Annotated in this window: 12 protein-coding genes; 5 read left to right on the top strand and 7 right to left on the bottom strand. The window is 71.2% G+C overall.

Annotated elements, in window-relative coordinates; all coding sequences use genetic code 11:
• Positions 1-28: 28 nt before the first annotated feature.
• The 4 genes from ACIPWY_RS10095 to ACIPWY_RS10080 all read left to right on the top strand — a co-directional run bounded on the left by ACIPWY_RS10095 (position 29) and on the right by ACIPWY_RS10080 (position 5,770).
• Positions 29-946, top strand: coding sequence for an ABC transporter permease (locus ACIPWY_RS10095; protein ID WP_362906376.1), 918 nt, complete (start codon positions 29-31; stop codon positions 944-946).
• Entirely contained in the window at positions 939-1,775 is an 837-nt protein-coding gene (locus ACIPWY_RS10090) for an ABC transporter ATP-binding protein (protein ID WP_362906378.1), read from the top strand. Before ACIPWY_RS10095 ends, ACIPWY_RS10090 begins: the two co-directional genes overlap by 8 nt.
• 96 nt (positions 1,776-1,871) lie before the next feature.
• Positions 1,872-4,082, top strand: a complete 2,211-nt coding sequence (locus tag ACIPWY_RS10085) for a CDP-glycerol:glycerophosphate glycerophosphotransferase (protein WP_362906379.1) — start codon at positions 1,872-1,874, stop codon at positions 4,080-4,082.
• On the top strand, positions 4,079-5,770 hold the full coding sequence (locus ACIPWY_RS10080; protein ID WP_393704664.1) for a glycosyltransferase family 2 protein: 1,692 nt from the start codon (positions 4,079-4,081) through the stop codon (positions 5,768-5,770). The genes ACIPWY_RS10085 and ACIPWY_RS10080 overlap by 4 nt, the downstream gene beginning before the upstream one ends.
• A gap of 35 nt (positions 5,771-5,805) precedes the next feature.
• Here the strand turns inward: ACIPWY_RS10080 and ACIPWY_RS10075 are convergent, their stop codons facing one another.
• The 5 genes from ACIPWY_RS10075 to ACIPWY_RS10055 all read right to left on the bottom strand — a co-directional run bounded on the left by ACIPWY_RS10075 (position 5,806) and on the right by ACIPWY_RS10055 (position 14,865).
• Positions 5,806-7,320 carry a hypothetical protein gene (locus tag ACIPWY_RS10075; protein WP_362906383.1) on the bottom strand — a complete coding sequence of 505 codons (1,515 nt, stop codon included), beginning with the start codon at positions 7,318-7,320 and terminating at the stop codon, positions 5,806-5,808.
• Entirely contained in the window at positions 7,304-7,774 is a 471-nt protein-coding gene (locus ACIPWY_RS10070; RefSeq protein ID WP_401532694.1) for a GtrA family protein, read from the bottom strand. Before ACIPWY_RS10070 ends, ACIPWY_RS10075 begins: the two co-directional genes overlap by 17 nt.
• Positions 7,771-8,475: a polyprenol monophosphomannose synthase gene (locus ACIPWY_RS10065; protein WP_362906442.1), complete on the bottom strand. Its 705-nt coding sequence runs from the start codon at positions 8,473-8,475 to the stop codon at positions 7,771-7,773. Before ACIPWY_RS10065 ends, ACIPWY_RS10070 begins: the two co-directional genes overlap by 4 nt.
• An 86-nt stretch (positions 8,476-8,561) precedes the next feature.
• Positions 8,562-9,665 (bottom strand): sugar phosphate nucleotidyltransferase, encoded by a 1,104-nt coding sequence (locus tag ACIPWY_RS10060; RefSeq protein ID WP_401532692.1) that lies wholly within the window; start codon positions 9,663-9,665, stop codon positions 8,562-8,564.
• Between the two features lie 268 nt (positions 9,666-9,933).
• Positions 9,934-14,865, bottom strand: coding sequence for an NAD-glutamate dehydrogenase (locus ACIPWY_RS10055; protein ID WP_362906388.1), 4,932 nt, complete (start codon positions 14,863-14,865; stop codon positions 9,934-9,936).
• Positions 14,866-15,342: 477 nt separating this feature from the next.
• On the opposite strand from ACIPWY_RS10055, the gene ACIPWY_RS10050 reads away from it, so the two are divergent.
• A complete protein-coding gene (locus ACIPWY_RS10050; protein ID WP_393704671.1) occupies positions 15,343-15,909 on the top strand; it encodes a DJ-1/PfpI family protein in 567 nt (188 codons plus the stop codon).
• A 377-nt stretch (positions 15,910-16,286) separates the two neighbouring features.
• On the opposite strand, the gene ACIPWY_RS10045 is transcribed toward ACIPWY_RS10050, so the two are convergent.
• Both ACIPWY_RS10045 and ACIPWY_RS10040 read right to left on the bottom strand, forming a co-directional pair.
• Positions 16,287-16,961 (bottom strand): HAD hydrolase-like protein, encoded by a 675-nt coding sequence (locus ACIPWY_RS10045; protein WP_362906392.1) that lies wholly within the window; start codon positions 16,959-16,961, stop codon positions 16,287-16,289.
• 46 nt (positions 16,962-17,007) lie between these two features.
• Positions 17,008-17,523 carry a DUF6912 family protein gene (locus tag ACIPWY_RS10040; RefSeq protein ID WP_362906395.1) on the bottom strand — a complete coding sequence of 172 codons (516 nt, stop codon included), beginning with the start codon at positions 17,521-17,523 and terminating at the stop codon, positions 17,008-17,010.
• Between the last annotated feature and the right edge of the window lie 164 nt (positions 17,524-17,687).

Genomic DNA, 17,687 nt, shown 5'->3' with positions numbered 1-17,687 from the left:
TCCGACCCTTTGAGCGAAAGCAGCGGATGTGAGTCAGGCAGTCGACACACCTCCCCCGCCGGCGGCCACCGCCCCGGTGGAAGATCCCGCGGTCCTCGCCGCGCGGTACGGCCTCTCGGTCAGCGGCGCGCGCCCGACCCTCTCGGCGTACGTGGGCCAGCTCTGGCAGCGGCGCCACTTCATCACCGCGTTCGCGACGGCCAAGCTCACCGCGCAGTACAGCCAGGCCAAGCTCGGCCAGGTGTGGCAGGTGGCGACCCCGCTCCTGAACGCGGCGGTCTACTACTTCATCTTCGGCGTGCTGATGAACACGAAGCACAACGTGCCGGACTATGTGCCGTTCCTGGTCACGGGCGTGTTCGTGTGGACGTTCACGCAGAGCTCGATCATGGCGGGCACGCGCGCGATCTCCGGCAACCTCGGTCTCGTACGGGCGCTGCACTTCCCGCGCGCCGCGCTGCCGGTGTCGTTCGCGCTCCAGCAGCTCCAGCAGCTGCTGTTCTCGATGTGCGCGCTCGTGGTGATCCTGCTCTGCTTCGGCGTTCCGCCGGCGATGTCGTGGTTCCTGGTCCTGCCGGTCCTGCTGCTGCAGTTCGTGTTCAACACCGGCGTGGCCCTCGTGATGGCGAGGATGGGCGCGCGGACGCCGGACATCGCGCAGCTGATGCCGTTCCTGCTGCGTACGTGGATGTACACGTCCGGTGTGATGTGGAGCATCGACAAGGTGCTCAAGAACCAGCACCTGCCGCACGTCGTGCACGTACTGCTGTCCGCGAACCCGGCCGCCGTCTACATCGACCTGATGCGCTTCGCCCTGATCGACAGCTTCCACCGCGGACAGCTGCCGCCCCACGTGTGGGCGATCGCGGCCGGGTGGGCGCTGGTCGCGGGCGTGGGCGGGTTCATCTACTTCTGGAAGGCAGAGGAGACGTACGGCCGTGGCTGACACCTCCGGGGAGCGGATCCCCACCGTCATCGTCGACAACGTCGACATCGTCTACCGCGTGAACGGCACGGGGGCGGGCCGCGGCACCGCGACCGCCGCGCTCGGCCGCATCATCGGCGGGCGGAAGAAGGCCGAGGCGCGAGCCGGCGTGCGCAAGGTGCACGCGGTGAAGAAGGTGTCGTTCACCGCCTACAAGGGCGAGGCGATCGGCCTGATCGGCACGAACGGGTCGGGCAAGTCGACGCTGCTCAAGGCGGTCGCGGGCCTGCTGCCGACGGAGAACGGCCGGATCTTCACGCATGGCCAGCCGTCCCTGCTCGGCGTGAACGCGGCGCTGATGAACGACCTCACGGGCGAGCGCAACGTCCACCTCGGCGGCCTCGCCATGGGCATGAGCCGCGAGGAGGTCCGTGAGCGCTACGACGACATCGTCGGCTTCTCCGGCATCAACGAGAAGGGCGACTTCATCACCCTGCCCATGCGGACGTACTCCTCCGGCATGGCCGCCCGGCTCAGGTTCTCGATCGCCGCCGCCAAGGACCATGACGTGCTGCTGATCGACGAGGCCCTGGCCACCGGCGACCGGTCCTTCCAGAAGCGCTCCGAGTCCCGCATCCGCGAGCTGCGCAAGGAGGCCGGCACGGTCTTCCTCGTCAGCCACAACAACAAGTCGATCCGCGACACCTGCGACCGGGTCCTGTGGCTGGAGCGCGGCGAGCTGCGCATGGACGGGCCGACGGACGAGGTCCTCAAGGCGTACGAGGCGTTCACCAATCCGAACGACGCCAAGGCGCAGCCGAAGAAGGCCAAGGTCGCCGTTTCCGCCTGAGGCCGATGTGGGCGGCCCAACGGGCGGCCCACTCCTTTATCCCTTTTATCCGATTGGTGACACTATGGTGCGCCAGGAGAAGAAGGGACGGCGACCGTGCAGGAACTCAGCGTCATCGTGTACGGCCAGGACGTGCAGGGGCATCTCGCGGACTGCCTGGACAGCGTGAGCGGCCAGCTGCCCGAGGGGGCGGAGCTGGTCGTCGCCGCCGTGGACGACCCGGCGCCGACCGCCGACGTGCCGGGCCGCGTCACCGTTCTGGCCCTGCCCCGCGCCACCTCCGACGAGGAAGCCCGCGCGGCCGGCGGCGAGCGGGCCTCGGGCGAGTGGCTGCTGTTCGTGCACGCCAAGGACCGCGTGCCCCCCGGCGCGCTGCGGGCGCTGCACGAACGGCTCGCGGACCTCCCGGACGGCCCGGACCGCGTGGACGTGGTCCTCACCGACCATGTCCGCTCGACCTGGAACACCTCCGGCACCCCGGGCCCCGACGCCCGTCCGCTCGCCAGGGCGGGCGGCCGCGACCTGGCTCTCGCGGACTGCCCCGACCTGCTGAGGGTCACCCCGCTGCTCGGCAACCGCGCCCTGCGCGCCGCGTTCTGGCGGGAGCACCGCGACCAACTGGCCGCCACCGACGAGGAGTTCGCGGCCCGCGCCGCCCTCGTCCTCGCCGGCCGCGTCACGGCTCTGCAGCAGGTGGTCCTCGACGAGCGCAGGCTGCGCCCCGCGAGCCTGCCGCCGCTCACCGAGGAGGAGCACTACGCGACCGTCGCCCGCTACGAGGACCTCCAGCGCCTGATGGCCGACCACGGCACGCCGAACGGCCCCCGCGCGGTCCTCTACGACGTGATGGCGACCGAGTGCATGCGGATCGTGGCCCGCGCCGCGATGCCGGAACCGGTGGGCCGCGAGTTCTTCCGCCGGGCCTCCCGCGCGGCCGTCGCATGGCGCCCGGAGGGATACCGCCGGCCCGCCGGGCTCGAAGGCATCCGGCGCCGCCTGCTCGAAGAGGACGCGTACTCCCGGTACCGCGCCTTCCAGAGCGTCAACCACAAGCGGCGCGGCCTGAAGTCCGCGGTCAGGGAGCGCAAGCGGCGGGTCGGCGCGAAGGTCCGCGCCCACCGCTACCAGCGGGAGCTGCGCCGGCCCGTGGACCCGGACCTGGCCGTGTTCTCCTCCTACTGGGACCGCGGGGTCTCCTGCAACCCGGCCGCGATCGCCGCGAAGCTCGCCGAACTCGCCCCGCGCATCCATCAGGTGTGGGTGGTCCGGGCGGCCGACGTGCCGCTCCTGCCGCCCGGCACCGACCACGTCGTGCCCGGCTCTCGGCGCTACTGGGAGGTCATGGCCCGCGCCACGTACTTCGTCAACAACGTCAACTTCCCCAACGGCGTGGTCAAGCGCCCCGAAGCCGTCCACGTCATGACCCACCACGGCACGCCCCTCAAGCGCATGGGCCTCGACCAGATCGAGTACCCCACCGCCTCCAAGGGCCTCAACTTCCGCCAGCTCCTCGCCCGCGTCGACAAGTGGGACTACAGCATCACGTCGAACAGCCACTCCACGCGGATGTGGGAGCGCGCCTACCCCACGCACTGCGACACGCTGGAGTACGGCTATCCGCGCAACGACGTCTTCTACCGCGCCACGGCCGCCGACGTCCGCGCCGTCCGCGACCGCCTCGGCATCGCGCCCGGCCGGCGGGCCCTCCTGTACGCGCCGACGCATCGCGACTACGAGGCCTCCTGGACCCCGCGCCTCGACCTCGCCGCGCTCGCCGAACGCCTGGGCGACGACACCGTCCTCCTGGTGCGCGGCCACTACTTCTACGGCGCGGCGGGCTCGCCGCTCACGGATCTGCGCCGCAGCGGCCGGGTCATCGACGTGTCCACGTACGACCCGGTCGAGGACCTCTGCCTCGCTGCGGACGCCCTCGTCACGGACTACTCGTCGATCATGTTCGACTACGCCGGCCTGGACCGCCCGATCGTGATCTACGCGGACGACTGGGAGATGTACGCGAAGACCCGCGGGGTCTACTTCGACCTGATCGCCGAGGCGCCCGGGCCCGTCGCCCGTACGCAGGAGGAGCTGACGGAGATCTTCACCTCGGGCGCGTGGCGCGACGAGGCGTCGGGGAAGGCTCGGGCCGCGTTCCGCCGCCGGTTCTGCGAGTTCGACGACGGCCACGCCGCCGAGCGGGTCGTGCGCCGCGTCTTCCTCGGCGAGCCCGAGGCGTCGCTGCCTCCGGTGATCCCCGTCGACGAGCGCACCCCCGCACCCAGCCCCGAGGAGGCGGCCCACCGATGACCACGCCCGCGAAGACGCTCGCACCCGACGTCACGGTCACCGTCATCGTCTACAACGACGCCGGGAGGCTGCCGCGCGCGGTTGCCTCGGTCCTGGCCCAGACGCACGGCAACATCGAGGTCGTCATCAGCGACGACCACTCGACGGACGCCACCCCCGAGGTGGCCCGCCGCCTCGCCGCCACGGACCCGCGGGTGCGCTACCTGCGGCTGCCGGAGAACAGCGGCGGGTGCAGCGCGCCCCGCAACCGCGCGCTCGACATCGCCCGCGCCCCGTACCTGATGTTCCTCGACAGCGACGACGAACTCCCGCCGCAGTCGGTGGAGTTGCTGCTCGCGGCGCACCGGGAGCGGGAGGTCGACTTCGCGATGGGCGCGGTCGAGCGGGTACGTGTCGACACGGGCCGCACGTCGACGTGGATGCCGCACCTGGTCGCGGAGCGCCGCACGGTCGACGGGATCGACACCGAACCCGGCCTGTTCTTCGAGCACTTGTCGACGAGCAAGATGTACAAGCGGGAGTTCCTCGACCGCACCCAGCTGCGCTTCCCCGAGGGCATCCACTACGAGGACCAGCTGTTCTCGGCGCAGGCGTACTGCCTGGCGAAGTCCTTCACGGTCATCCCCGAGCCGGTCTACCGCTGGTACATCGCGCCGTTCGTCGCCGAGGACGCCGCGTCGATCTCGAACCAGCGGCACAAGCTCAGCAACGTCCGCGACCGCGTCCACGTCCAGGAACTCATCGACGAGTTCCTCACGGCGGGCGGCCACACCGGGGTGCGCGAGGACAAGGACTACAAGTTCCTCAAGCACGACTTCCGCATGTACGCGGGCGACCTGCCCCACCGGGACGACGCGTGGCTGGCCGGGTTCGCCGAGATCATGAACCCGTATCTGGCCGGACTGTCCCCGAGCGCGTACGCCCGGCTGCCGCGCCCGGAGCGGGTCGTCCTGCAACTGGTGCGCGACGGCCGCCTCGCCGACGCCCGGCTCGCCGCGCGCGGGCTCGGCCACGTGGTGGGCCCGCGCGAGACGGCCCTGGACGCGTCCGGCGCCGTCTACTGGGGACCCACCGTCCCCTATTCGGCCGAGGCGCGCACCGAACTCGACCTGTCCGACCAGGAGTTGTACTCACGTCCGTTCCCCGGCGCCCATTTCCGCCACGAGATCACGCGGATCGAGCGCGGCCCCGGCGCCACCGTCGACCTGTCGCTGCGCACGTACGACCCCGGTCTGCGCCTCGCCGTCGGCCCGCAGGTCGCCACCCTGCTCGTGGCGCCGGGGCGGCGCCGCATGACGACGCAGCTGCGGCTCGACCCGGTGCGGCCCGGCGTCTTCGAAGGCCGGGTACGCCTCGACCTGGCGGCGGCCCCGCTCCCGGTGCACGGCTTCGACGGCGTACGGCATCCGATGCTCCAGCTCCAGGACCACGGGCTGCGCAACACGTCGATCCTGCTCGCGCCGCTGGACTTCCCCGCGCTCACCGCCCGCGTCGGCTACCACTCGGGAGCCGCCCCGCACCGGGTGACGGTGGAGCCGGAGGGCCGGGGCGCGGGACGCCTCCAGATCCGCTGGCAGCCGGCGGGACTCACGGCCCGGGTGACGCACCCGGTGGCGCGCAGGCTGGCCACGGTGTCGGACGGGCGGGTACGCAACGCGGTACGGCTGGTGAAGAGCGCGCTGCGGTAGCCCTCGGGCCGGGCCCCCTGTCCCTACGGGAGGACCTAGCCCGGGTCGCCGACGACCTCGTACAGGGTCTGGCCTCCCGGGCCCGTCGTGACCTTGTGCAGCGCCGGGTCGGTGGCGGCGAGGCCGGCGTCGCCCCGGTAGGTCACGACCCAGCGCACCTCGTAGCGGCGCAGTACGTCGAGGCGTTCGGCCCGCCCGGTGCCGGGGGCGAAGTAGGCGGCGACGGCGCCGGCGCGGGCCGCCTCGTCGGGCAGGAAGAAGTCCGGGTAGCCGGGGGCTACGGTGTAGGGCCCGTACGCGGGGATCTGGCGCGCGGGGAAGTTCCCGGCGAGCACCACGTCCCCGTACGTCACCCAGGGCGTCACCCAGTGGTAGCCGCGCCACGGCGGCTTGTAGCGGTCGGCGACGGGCTGCGGCAGGGCGCCGCGCGGCACGACGTAGCCGAGCACGCCCGACTGGGTCCACGCGCCCGCGAGGAGCGCCGCGCCGAGCACCGCCGCGAACGCCGTACGCACCGCCCTGCGCCCCTGCCCGAACACCTCCAGGCCCGCCGCGACCTGCGCCGGGATCACGGCGGCCGGCAGGATCCGGCCCCACGAGTAGTGCCCGCTCACGCCGCCCGCCGCGAACATGACCACCCCGAGGACGAAGAAGACCACGAGGGGATCGCGGCGGTCCCTGCGCAGGCGCAGGGCGAGGGCGAACACGCCGGGCAGCAGGAGCCAGTACCGGCCGAGCAGATCGCCGTACAGGGCGCGGTGGATCTCCTCCAGGTTCTGCGCGTGGAAGAGCGAGAAGAACGAGTAGTACGGCCAGGCGGCGAGCACCACCACGCCGAGGCCGAACCCGGCCACGAGCCGTGCCCACACCGCGGGCGCCGGCCAGGGACGCGCCCCGGCCACCATCGCCAGGGCGCCGAACGACGCGACGACACCCGAGAACTGATGGCTCAGCAGGATCACGGACCACAGCAGCCCGAGGCCGAGGAAGCCGGGCGCGCCACAGCCGCGCGCGAGGGCCCCGCGCAGCAGCGCCCAGAAGTGGAAGGACGCCCCGAGAGCGAAGGTGCTGGGGTAGGAGACGGTCAGGGCAAGGGAGTTGAGGCCGAGGAAGCCGCTCCAGTTGAACGGGCTCGTGCCCCACAGCAGGAGCAGGCACAGGAGGACGAGCGCGGCGGTCGCCGTGCGCCGGGAGCGGCTCGCGGACGCTTCGGTGAAGGTGCCGGTGAACCGCCACACGCCGGTCACGAGCAGCGCCAGCGAGATCAGCGCGGCGATGCGCAGGACGGTGAAGGTGCCGAGGCCGGTGACGTCGGCGAGGACGCCGAGGAACACCGTCCACGGCGAGTAGTACGGGCTCGGTGTCTTCTCGTCGACCAGCGGGTTGCCCGGGTCGAGGAGATCGTGGCGCAGGCGCTCGACGGTGGCCGCGTGGATGCCCAGGTCGCCCGCCCAGGGCAGCCGGATCGCGAGGGCCACGAGCAGGGCGAGGAGCAGCAGGAGGACCAGCGGCGCGGCGGCCCTGAGGGCCGCGCTACTCGCGGCGCGCATCGTGCTGGAAGACCCACGTCCGGTAGACGAGGAAGCGGAACGCAGAGGCCAGGACGATGGACAGCGCCTTGGCGATGTTCGAGGCGATCGGTCCGGCCATCGAGGCGCCGTGGTATCCGGCGTAGAACAGGACGCTCTCCATGAGGACGCCGAGCGCGCTGAAGCCGAAGAACAGCGCGATCTGGCGGCGGGTGCGCGAGGCGCGGTCCCGGTAGGCGAAGAAGCGGAAACCCAGGTAGTTGGTGGCCATGGCCACGCAGCTGGCCAGGACCGTCGCGGTCATGGGGGCCCGGCCGATGCCGTGCAGCATGAGATTGAAGACGAGGAAGTTGACGGCGACGCCGCTGCCGCCGACGACGCCGAATTTGGCGACCTCCATGGACAGGCGGCGCACGCGCGCCCGGACGGGAACGATGACGGGCGGCGCCTCACGCGCCGCGGTCTGGACCGTCATCGGCGCGCCCTCGCCCGCAGCTTCCACGGCATGGTGACCGATTCGAGCTGCACCATCAGGTTCATCTTGGACTCGCCGACCGTGCGGTCCTCGAAGTGAATGGGGACCTCCATGACGCCGAAGCCGCGGCGCACCGCCCGGTACTTCATCTCGACCTGGAAGCTGTAGCCCGCGCTGTCCACGGACGCCAGGTCGATGGCGCGCAGCGCGTCCTCGCGCCACAGGTTGAAGCCGCCGGTGATGTCGCGGACGCGGGTGCCGAGGATGGTGCCCGCGTAGGCGTTGGCCCAGCGGGACAGGAGTCTGCGGTGCACGCCCCACGCCTCGGAGAGCGTGCCGCCCTGCACGTAGCGGCTGCCGATGGTGACGCCGGCGCCGGTGGCGAGGGCGGTACCGAGGAGGGCGGGGACCTTGTCGGCGGGGTGGCTGCCGTCGGCGTCCATCTGGAGGACGTAGCGCGCCCCGTCGGCGACGGCCCGCGTCATGCCGGCCGCGTAGGCCCGGCCGAGGCCCTCCTTCCCGGCGCGGTGCAGGACGCTCATCCGGTCGTGCCCGTGCTGCTCGGCGTACTGCTCGGCGATGTCGCCGGTGCCGTCGGGGCTGGAGTCGTCGACGACGAGGAGGCGCAGGCCCGGCAGCGGGAGCGCCATGAGGGCGTCGGCCATGCCGGGCAGGTTGCCCGCCTCGTTGTACGTCGGCATGACGACGGTGAGGGCGGTGCGGGCCCAGTGGTCGGGCAGTGGCCTGGCGGCGGCCGGGGTGGCCCCGAGGTCGGGGGAGTTCGCGTTCACTGTTCGGTCAGCCCTTCTCCGGCGAGTGAGGAGAAGCGGACGGCCCGGTCGGGCAGTACGGCGCCGCACCACACCCGGGTTCCGTTCCGCAGTTCGTTGTGGGCGCCGACGCTGGCGCCGTCACCGATGACGCTGCCGTGCAGGACGGAGCGCCGCCCGATCCGCGCACCGGCGCCGACCAGGCTCTTCCTGACGTAGGCACCGGCGCCCACGCTCGCGCCCTCGTGCAGCACGGAACCGTGGACGACGGCCCCTGAACCTACCCTGGCGCCCTCCCCGACGACGGTCCCGTCGGCGAGCCAGGCGTCGGCGGCGACCTTGGCGCCGGGCAGGACGAGGGAGTCGCCGCGCACACCGGGCACGGCGGGTGAGTGGATGACCCCGCGCACGAGGTCGGCGGAGGCTTGCACGAAGGCTTCGGGCCGGCCGAGGTCGAGCCAGTAGGAGTCCTCGACCAGGCCCTGCACATAGGCGCCCGCGGCGAGCAGTCCGGGGAACGTCTCACGCTCGACGGAGACGGTCTGCCAGGCGGGGATGGTGTCGATGACGGACCTGCGGAACACGTAGGAGCCCGCGTTGATCTGGTCCGTGACGATCTCCTCGGGCGTCTGCGGCTTCTCGGTGAAGGCCAGCACGCTGCCGTCGGCGTCGGTCGGTACGAGTCCGAAGGGCCGGGGGTCGTCGACGCGGGCGAGGTGGAGGGTGACGTCGGCTTCGCGCTCACGGTGCAGGTCGATGAGGGCGCGGATGTCGAGGCCGGTCAGGATGTCGCCGTTGCAGACGAGGACGGGTTCCTCGGGAGCGGAGATCAGGCGGCCGGCCGCGTGCCGGATCGCGCCCGCGGTCCCCAGCGGCTCGTACTCGACGGCGTACTCGAGGTGGACCCCGAACGCCGATCCGTCGCCGAAGTACGGCTCGAAGACGTCGGCGAGGTAGCAGGTGGCGAGGACGATGTGGCGCACGTCCGCGGCGGCGAGCCGCGCGATCTGATGGGCCAGGAAGGGGACTCCGGCCGCGGGCACCATGGGTTTGGGGGTGTTGACCGTGAGCGGCCTCAGCCGGGTGCCCAGCCCGCCGACCAGCAGAATCGCTTCCGTCATGGACCCTTCCCGACCTCTCCGCTCCGTGCCGCTGATCTGACAATCGGGTCCACTTTAGACGTAATGCCCGAATTGAAGGCCTATGGCGAACCTCATGGGGCCGACGCGCCTGAAGGACCAACCGATTGGGCGCGCGGTCCATCAGGCCAGACCCGGTCAAGAGGCCGACCGGAGAAAGGGAAGAGAACGGAAAGAGTCCGGGCGGTGGAACGGGGGCGCCCCGCACCGGAACTCCGGTGCGGGGCGCCCCCGTTCGATGACGCGGACCCTACGAGTGCGTGCGCAGCAGCGTCCTCATCGTGCGCATCGCGACCGACAGGTTCGCCAGGTCGAAGGCGTCCGAGCTCTGGATCTCCTCCAGGGTCGTCCGCGCGCGGCCCAGGATCGGCGCGTTCTTCTCCTGCCAGGCCTCGAAGCGCTGCTCCGGAGTCGACACGCCGTTCCCGGCGGCCAGCACATCGGCCGTCAGGGCCGCGTGCGCCGCGTACAGATCCTCGCGGATCGAGGCGCGGGCCATCGACTGCCAGCGGTCGGCCCGCGGCAGCTCGATGATCCGGTCCATCAGCTGGGTGATGGACAGCCGGTCCGCGAGGTCGTAGTACACCTCGGCGACGGCCAGGGGGTCCTTGCCGGTGCGGTCGGCGATCGCCACGATGTCGAGCGTCGGGAAGGCCGAGGAGAACCCGGCGACCCGCTGGGCCAGCTCCTCCGGCACGCCCGTGGCGGTCAGCTCGTCCAGGATCGACTGGTACCACTCGGCGTCCGCGCCGCGCAGCATCTTCGGCATGGCCGACCACACCTCGGCGACGCCCTCGCGGAAGAAGTCGATCGTCTCGGCGAGCTGGAGCGGCTGCGGCCGGTTGTTGAGCAGCCAGCGCGTACCGCGCTCGACCAGGCGGCGCGAGTGCAGCCTGATACGGGTCTGGACGTCCGCGGCGACGACATTGTCGAGCGACTCGACCGCGTCCCAGACCTCGCCGAGGCCGAAGATCTCCCGCGCGGCGAGCTGTGCCCGCACGATCTCCTCCAGCGACGCCCCGGTCTCCTCACGCAGCCGGTGCAGGAGCGTCGAACCGCCGGTGTTCACCGTGTCGTTGACCAGCACCGTGGTGATGATCTCGCGGCGCAGCGCGTGCCCGTCGACCGCTTCGGAGAACCGCTCGCGCAGCGCCTGCGGGAAGTAGGCGTGCAGGAGCGTGCGCAGGTACGGGTCGTCCGGCAGCGACGTCTGGATCAGCTCGTGCGCGGCCGTGATCTTCGTGTACGCGAGGAGGACGGCCAGCTCGGGCTGGCTGAGACCGCGACCGGAGTTCAGCAGTTCCTTGATCTGCCGGTCGGCGGGCAGGAACTCCAGGGCCCGGTCGAGGTTCCCGTCGCGCACCAGCCGGCGCATGAAGCGCTGGTGGGCGTGGAGCAGGTCGGACGCCTGGGCGCTCGCGTTGGCCAGGGCCGTGTTCTGCGCGTAGTTGTTGCGCAGCACCAGCGCGCCGACCTCGTCGGTCATCTCGGCGAGCAGCTTGTTGCGCTGCTTGACGGTCATGTCGCCGTCGGTGACGAGCGCGTTGAGCAGGATCTTGATGTTCACCTCGTGGTCGGAGGTGTCCACGCCCGCGCTGTTGTCGATGGCGTCGGTGTTGACCTTGCCGCCGTTGCGCGCGAACTCGATGCGGCCCAGCTGGGTCGCGCCGAGGTTGCCGCCCTCGCCGATGACCTTGGCCCGCACGTCCTGGCCGTTCACGCGGATCGCGTCGTTGGCCTTGTCGCCGACGTCCGCGTTCGACTCGGCGGACGACTTCACGTACGTGCCGATGCCGCCGTTCCACAGCAGGTCGACCGGCGCGTGCAGGATCGCCTTCATCAGGTCGGCCGGCGTCATCTTCGCGGCGCCCGACTCGATGCCGAGAGCCTCGCGGATGTGCGCGTTGAGCTGGATCGCCTTGGCGGAGCGCGGGAAGATCCCGCCGCCCGCGGAGATCAGCTCCTTGTTGTAGTCGGCCCACGAGGAGCGCGGCAGGTCGAACAGCCGGCGGCGCTCGGCGTACGAGGTCGCTGCGTCGGGCCGCGGGTCGATGAAGATGTGCCGGTGGTCGAACGCGGCGACCAGGCGGATGTGCTCGGACAGCAGCATGCCGTTGCCGAACACGTCACCGGACATGTCGCCGACGCCGACGACCGTGAAGTCCTCGGTCTGCGTGTCGGTGCCCAGCTCCCGGAAGTGCCGCTTCACGGACTCCCAGGCACCGCGGGCGGTGATGCCCATGCCCTTGTGGTCGTAGCCCGCCGAGCCGCCGGACGCGAAGGCGTCACCGAGCCAGAAGTTGTACGACTCGGCGACCGCGTTGGCGATGTCGGAGAACGTCGCCGTGCCCTTGTCGGCCGCGACCACGAGGTACGTGTCGTCCTCGTCGTGCCGCACGACGTCCGCCGGGGGCACGACCTCGCCGGCCACCAGGTTGTCGGTGATGTCGAGCAGCGCCGAGATGAAGGTCTTGTACGACGCGACACCCTCGGCCAGCCACGCGTCACGGTCGACGCCCGGGTCCGGCAGGTTCTTCGCGACGAAGCCGCCCTTGGCGCCGACCGGCACGATGACGGTGTTCTTCACCATCTGCGCCTTGACCAGGCCGAGGACCTCGGTACGGAAGTCCTCACGCCGGTCGGACCAGCGCAGACCACCGCGCGCGACCTTGCCGAAGCGCAGGTGCACGCCCTCGACACGCGGCGAGTACACCCAGATCTCGTAGGCGGGGCGCGGCGCGGGCAGGTCGGGGATGGCCTGCGGGTCGAACTTCATGGAGACGTACGCGTGCGGCTTGCCGCCGTCGGACTTCTGGAAGAAGTTCGTCCGCAGCGTCGCCTTGATGACGGTCAGGAAGGACCGCAGGATCCGGTCCTCGTCCAGGCTCGCGACCTGGTCGAGCGCGCCGTCGAGCTCCTCCAGGAGCCCGTCGATCAGCTCGGTCCCGGCCCGCTGGCGCTCCGGCGACATCCGCGCCTCGAAGAGGCTCACCAGGAGGCGGGTGGTGTGGACGTTGTTACGGAGGGTGTCCTCCATGTAGTCCTGGCTGAACGTCGCACCGGCCTGGCGCAGGTACTTGGCGTACGCGCGCAGCACCATCGCCTGCCGCCAGCTCAGACCGGCGCTCAGGACGAGGGAGTTGAAGCCGTCGTTCTCGGCGGCACCGGTCCAGGTCGCCGTGAAGGCCTCCTGGAAGCGCTCGCGGCCGTCGTCACCGAGGTAGTCGCCGTTGCCGTTGGGCGACTTCGGCAGACGCAGACCGAAGTCGTAGATCCACGCCGTGGTCCGGTCCGAGCAGCGCAGCTCGTAGGGACGCTCGTCGATGACCTCGACGCCGAGCCGGTTGAGGACCGGCAGGACGGACGACAGGGAGACCGGGGCGCCGGTGCGGTAGATCTTGAAGCGGCGCTCGCCGGGGGCCGCGCCCACGGGCTCGTACAGCGAGAGCGCGAAGTCCTTCTCGCCGCGGTTGAGCGCCTCCAGGTGGACCAGGTCGGCGACCGCCGCGCGCGGCGAGTGGTCGGCCTTGTAGCCCTCGGGGAAGGCGCCGGAGTAGCGGCGGCCCAGCTCGGCCGCGCGCTCCTCGCCGCACTCCGCGTTCAGCGCCTCGCCGAAGCCGTCGGCCCACGAGCGGGCGGCGTCGACGAGCCGCGCCTCGATGCGCTCGGTGTCGGCCTCGGTCAGCACGGGCAGCTCGGTGCCCGGCTCGACGCGGATGACGAAGTGCAGCCGGGACAGGATCGACTCGGTGTTCCAGGCCGTGAAGTCGACGCTGGTGCCGTTGAGCTCTTCCTTGAGGATGTCGATGATCCGCAGCCGGACACCGGTGGTGTAGCGGTCGCGCGGCAGGTAGACGAGGGCCGAGTAGTAGCGGCCGTACTCGTCCTGGCGCAGGTAGAGCCGCAGCCGGCGGCGCTCCTGGAGGTAGAGGACGCTGGTGACGATGGCGCGCAGCTCGTCGGCCGGGGTCTGGAACAGCTCGTCGCGCGGGTACGTCTCCAGGATCTGGAGCAGGTCGCGGCCGTCGTGGCTGTTGGGCGAGAACCCGGCGCCCCGCAGCACTTCCTCGACCTTGCGGCGCACGACCGGGACACGCCGGACGCTCTCCGTGTACGCGGCGCTCGAGAAGAGGCCGAGGAAACGGCGCTCGCCGATGACGTTGCCCTCGGCGTCGAACTTCTTCACGCCGACGTAGTCGAGGTACGAGGGGCGGTGCACGGTGGCGCGGCTGTTGGCCTTGGTCAGCACGAGGATCTTGTGCTCGCGGGCCTTGGCGCGCGCGTCGGCGGGCAGCCGGCTGAAGGACGGGCTCACCGGGTGGTGGTCGTCGCCGCCGTGCAGCGGGTCGGAGCGCAGGATGCCGAGTCCGGTGCCGGGCACGGCGGACAGCGAGTCGTCCTCGCGCAGCTCGTACTCGCGGTAGCCGAGGAACGTGAAGTGGTCGGCGGACAGCCACCGCAGCAGCTCACGGGCCTCCTCGACGTCCTGGGTGCGCAGGTCGTCGGCGGTGGGCTCGCTGGGCAGGTCGTCGGCGATACGCAGCGCCGAGTCCCGCATCTTCTCCCAGTCCTCGACGGCCTCACGGACGTCGGACAGGACACGCAGCAGGTCGGCGGTGATCTGCTTCAGGTCGGCGCGGTCGGTCTCCCGGTCGGTCTCCACGTGGATCCACGACTCGGTGAGCGTGTCGTGGCCGTCGGCGGCGCTGCCCGCGGGCAGGACCTCCAGGAGCTTGCCGGTCAGGTCGCGGCGCACGGTGACCTGCGGGTGGATCACGACGTGGATGCCGCGGCCCTGGCGGGACAGCTCGTTGGTGACCGAGTCGACCAGGAACGGCATGTCGTCGGTGACGACCTCGACGACGGAGTGGCTGCAGGTCCAGCCGTTCTCCTCGACGGTCGGCGTGTGGACTCTGACGTTCGCGGTGCCCTGCGGGCGGACCTCCGCGAGCCGGTAGTGGGAGACGGCTGCTCCGAAGACGTCGACCGGGTCACGGTCGGCCAGGTCCTCGGGAGCGGTGTGCAGGTAGTAGCGCTGGAGGAACGCGAGCACGGACTCCTGGTCCGGAGCCCCCTCACCATTCGTCCCGGCCGGGAGATGGCCCCCAGCCGGGCTGTTCTCAGCTACCCGGGCGGCCCGTGTGAGCAGCTCGGCCTTGGCTTCGTCCAGCTTGGTCTGCATTGTCCTCTGGCTCCTGTCGCGCGCCGTTGCGTGACGTCGAAGAAAGTGATGCGGCACAACGCCACGACGCGGGGTCTCCGGTCGATGTCGACGGTATGCCGGGATGAGAGATGAGCGGGCTGTTATCCGCCATTTTTGGCGTATTTCCTGCCCGGAGTCCGGACGGCATCCATGTTCCGTCCCGGAGGGAATGGTCAGCGGAGCACCGGGCACGGATGTAGATCTCCGTGTGCTCCCGGCGCGGGCAGGGGGCGACGATGCCCCCGCGAGATATCGCGCTGATCACGGGACAAGGCTATCTCCCCTCCCCCGGGAGTCGTCATGAGCCGTATGTGTACAAATACAGCAGTCGAACTTTGACACTCTGCACAGGGACAGCGACACGGATGGATGCCTCGGGGGGTTGCCTAACCGTCCGGCCGGGTCCACGTTGGGGGAGACACCCCGGCCCGAAGGCTCCGAGGGGAGCGCACAGCCATGGCACCCAAGATCCTCCTGGTGACCGGCGACGCCGCCGAGTCGCTGGAAGTCCTGTACCCCTACCAGCGCCTGCGCGAGGAGGGCTACGAGGTCCACATCGCCGCCCCGGAGCGCAAGAAGCTGCGGTTCGTCGTCCACGACTTCGAGCCGGGGTTCGACACGTACACGGAGAAGCCCGGCTACACCTGGCCCGCCGATCTCGCGTTCGCCGAGGTCGAGCCGGAACAGTACGTCGCCGTCGTGATCCCGGGCGGCCGCGCCCCCGAGTATCTGCGCAACGACCCTGAACTGCGCAAGATCCTGAAGTCTTTTTTCGACGCCGACAAGCCCGTGGCCCAGATCTGTCACGGTCCGCTGCTCACGGCGGCGGTCGACGGGCTGCGCGGGCGCCGCGTCACGGCCTATCCGACGCTGGAGCCCGACATGCAGGCGGCGGGAGCTGTCTTCCGTGACGCGGAAGTGGTGGTCGACGGGACGCTGGTGTCGTCCCGTGCCTGGCCGGACCACTCGGGGTGGATGCGGGAGTTCCTCACGGTGCTGCGCGCCAAGGCGCCGGTGACCTGAGGGCCTGAGCGGCCGCGACGGCACGGATTGGTGGGCGGCTGCCCCACCGACGAGGGCAGCCACCACGTATGGCGCTCCTGGGCGACACGGCGGAGCCCCGATGCCACGACAGCCCAGGGAGTTGACCGGATTGCTGCCCGGCGCTCCGCAGGCGTCTTCGCCCCGCTGCGCACCGCGGCGAGTATCTGCCGGCCCGAGAACCGCGCGCACACGCCGTACCACCGCGCGTACTGCGCACTGCCGGGCGTGCGGCCCGCACGCCCTGCCCTCGGTGGCGTACGCGTACTCCAGGGCGGCCCGCAGGTCAGGCATCTCGGCGCGCAGCGCGCGGTGCGCACCAGGCTGCTCCGCGCTGAGGACCATGTCCCGGAATCGGCTCACTCCGCCAGGCGTTCCGCCAGCCCCACCGCCTCGGCGAGGCTGTCCACGATGGGCGCCCCCACGCCTTCGAGGCTGGCTCTGCTGTGCGATCCGCCGGTGTAGAGCACGGCCTGGGCGCCCGCGTGCAGGGCCGCCACCGCGTCGTCGGCCGCGTCCCCGATGACCACCGTGCGCCCCGGCGCCACACCTGAACCGGCCAGCGCGCCGAGGTGGCGGACCATGTGCTCGGCCTTGCTGCCACCGGAGGGGCCGGTGCGCCCGTCGACCCTCAGGAAGTGCGATTCGATCCCGAACTCCCGTACCAGCGGGACGAGTTCGTCATGCCCGTACATGCTGAGGATCGACTGGCTGCGGCCCGCGGAGCCCCAGCCGGCCAGCAGCACCTCCGCGCCGTCGGAGAGCCTGCAGGCCGTGCGGTGGAGCGTGTAGTGCCGTTGGAAGGCGGCGTCCATGCGCTCCCACTCGGCCTCGGTGGGCAGCCGCCCCATCAGCCGCTGATAGAAGCGGGGAATCGGCACGCAGTACAGCTCTCTGTACCGCTCCAGGGTGATCGGCTCGAGTCCGATCTCCTCGAAGGCGGCGTTCGTCGCGCTGACGACGGCGTCGTTGTCGTGGAACAACGTCCCGTTCCAGTCCCAGACGATGTGTGCTCCGGCTGCGTGCTTCCCCATGCCAAGAACGTACCCGCAGGGACCGACAATCGTACGTTCGTGCAGGTCAGCCGCTCTGGCCCAGCAGGTTCGGGATCTCCTGCGTCGCGAACCAGAGGAGCTCGTGGTCCTCGGCGCCGTCGACGACGAACTGCGCGTCGTCGTCGCCCTGGTCCGCAGCCCCGAGCGCCGCGGCCGCAGCCGTCACGTCCTTCTCGGCGTCGGCCGAGTCGACGTGCACCGCCGCCGCCTTGGCCAGCGGGACCGCCGTCGCGATCCGCACCTCGCCGAGCGCTCCCGGGTCGAGGCCGCGGTCCGGGTCGGCCACGGCGGTGCCGTCCGGCACGTCGAGCGCGACCACGACCCGCTTGCGGGGCACGTCAGGCTCCCCGGCGATCAGCCGCAGGGACGCCGCCGCCGCGCGGTTGAGGGCCGCGTACTCCAGCTCCTCTATGTCGTCGGAGACGTACCACTCGCGCAGCGCGGGCGTCACGGCGTACGCGGTGAGCGGTCCGGGTCCCAGTTCGCCCGCCTTGTGCGCCTCGGCGAGACGGGGCAGGGACAGGGGGACGTACACGCGCATGGCTGGCCACTTTCGTCGGCGAGAGGGCCTTCAGGATACGTGCGGGAGTCCCCCTTCGGGGTGGCGGTCACCCCCCGTCCGCACGTCCACGCCGGGCCGCTCCGTCACCCTGCCGAGCCCTGTCCGCACACGCCTCGTCCGCGGTCCCGCCACCCAAATAGGTG

It is taken from the genome of Streptomyces sp. NPDC090032 (genome assembly GCF_044748025.1).
Lineage (GTDB): Bacteria > Actinomycetota > Actinomycetes > Streptomycetales > Streptomycetaceae > Streptomyces.
This window is presented reverse-complemented; position numbering and strand designations above follow the sequence as displayed.

Bases quoted from the DNA above. Each gene is read 5' to 3' on its own strand.
- ACIPWY_RS10080 (WP_393704664.1), top strand. From the start codon at position 4,079: ATGACCACGCCCGCGAAGACGCTCGCACCCGACGTCACGGTCACCGTC.
- ACIPWY_RS10075 (WP_362906383.1), bottom strand. From the start codon at position 7,320: ATGCGCGCCGCGAGTAGCGCGGCCCTCAGGGCCGCCGCGCCGCTGGTC.
- ACIPWY_RS10070 (WP_401532694.1), bottom strand. From the start codon at position 7,774: ATGACGGTCCAGACCGCGGCGCGTGAGGCGCCGCCCGTCATCGTTCCC.
- ACIPWY_RS10065 (WP_362906442.1), bottom strand. From the start codon at position 8,475: ATGCCGACGTACAACGAGGCGGGCAACCTGCCCGGCATGGCCGACGCC.
- ACIPWY_RS10060 (WP_401532692.1), bottom strand. From the start codon at position 9,665: ATGACGGAAGCGATTCTGCTGGTCGGCGGGCTGGGCACCCGGCTGAGG.
- ACIPWY_RS10055 (WP_362906388.1), bottom strand. From the start codon at position 14,865: ATGCAGACCAAGCTGGACGAAGCCAAGGCCGAGCTGCTCACACGGGCC.
- ACIPWY_RS10050 (WP_393704671.1), top strand. From the start codon at position 15,343: ATGGCACCCAAGATCCTCCTGGTGACCGGCGACGCCGCCGAGTCGCTG.
- ACIPWY_RS10045 (WP_362906392.1), bottom strand. From the start codon at position 16,961: ATGGGGAAGCACGCAGCCGGAGCACACATCGTCTGGGACTGGAACGGG.
- ACIPWY_RS10040 (WP_362906395.1), bottom strand. From the start codon at position 17,523: ATGCGCGTGTACGTCCCCCTGTCCCTGCCCCGTCTCGCCGAGGCGCAC.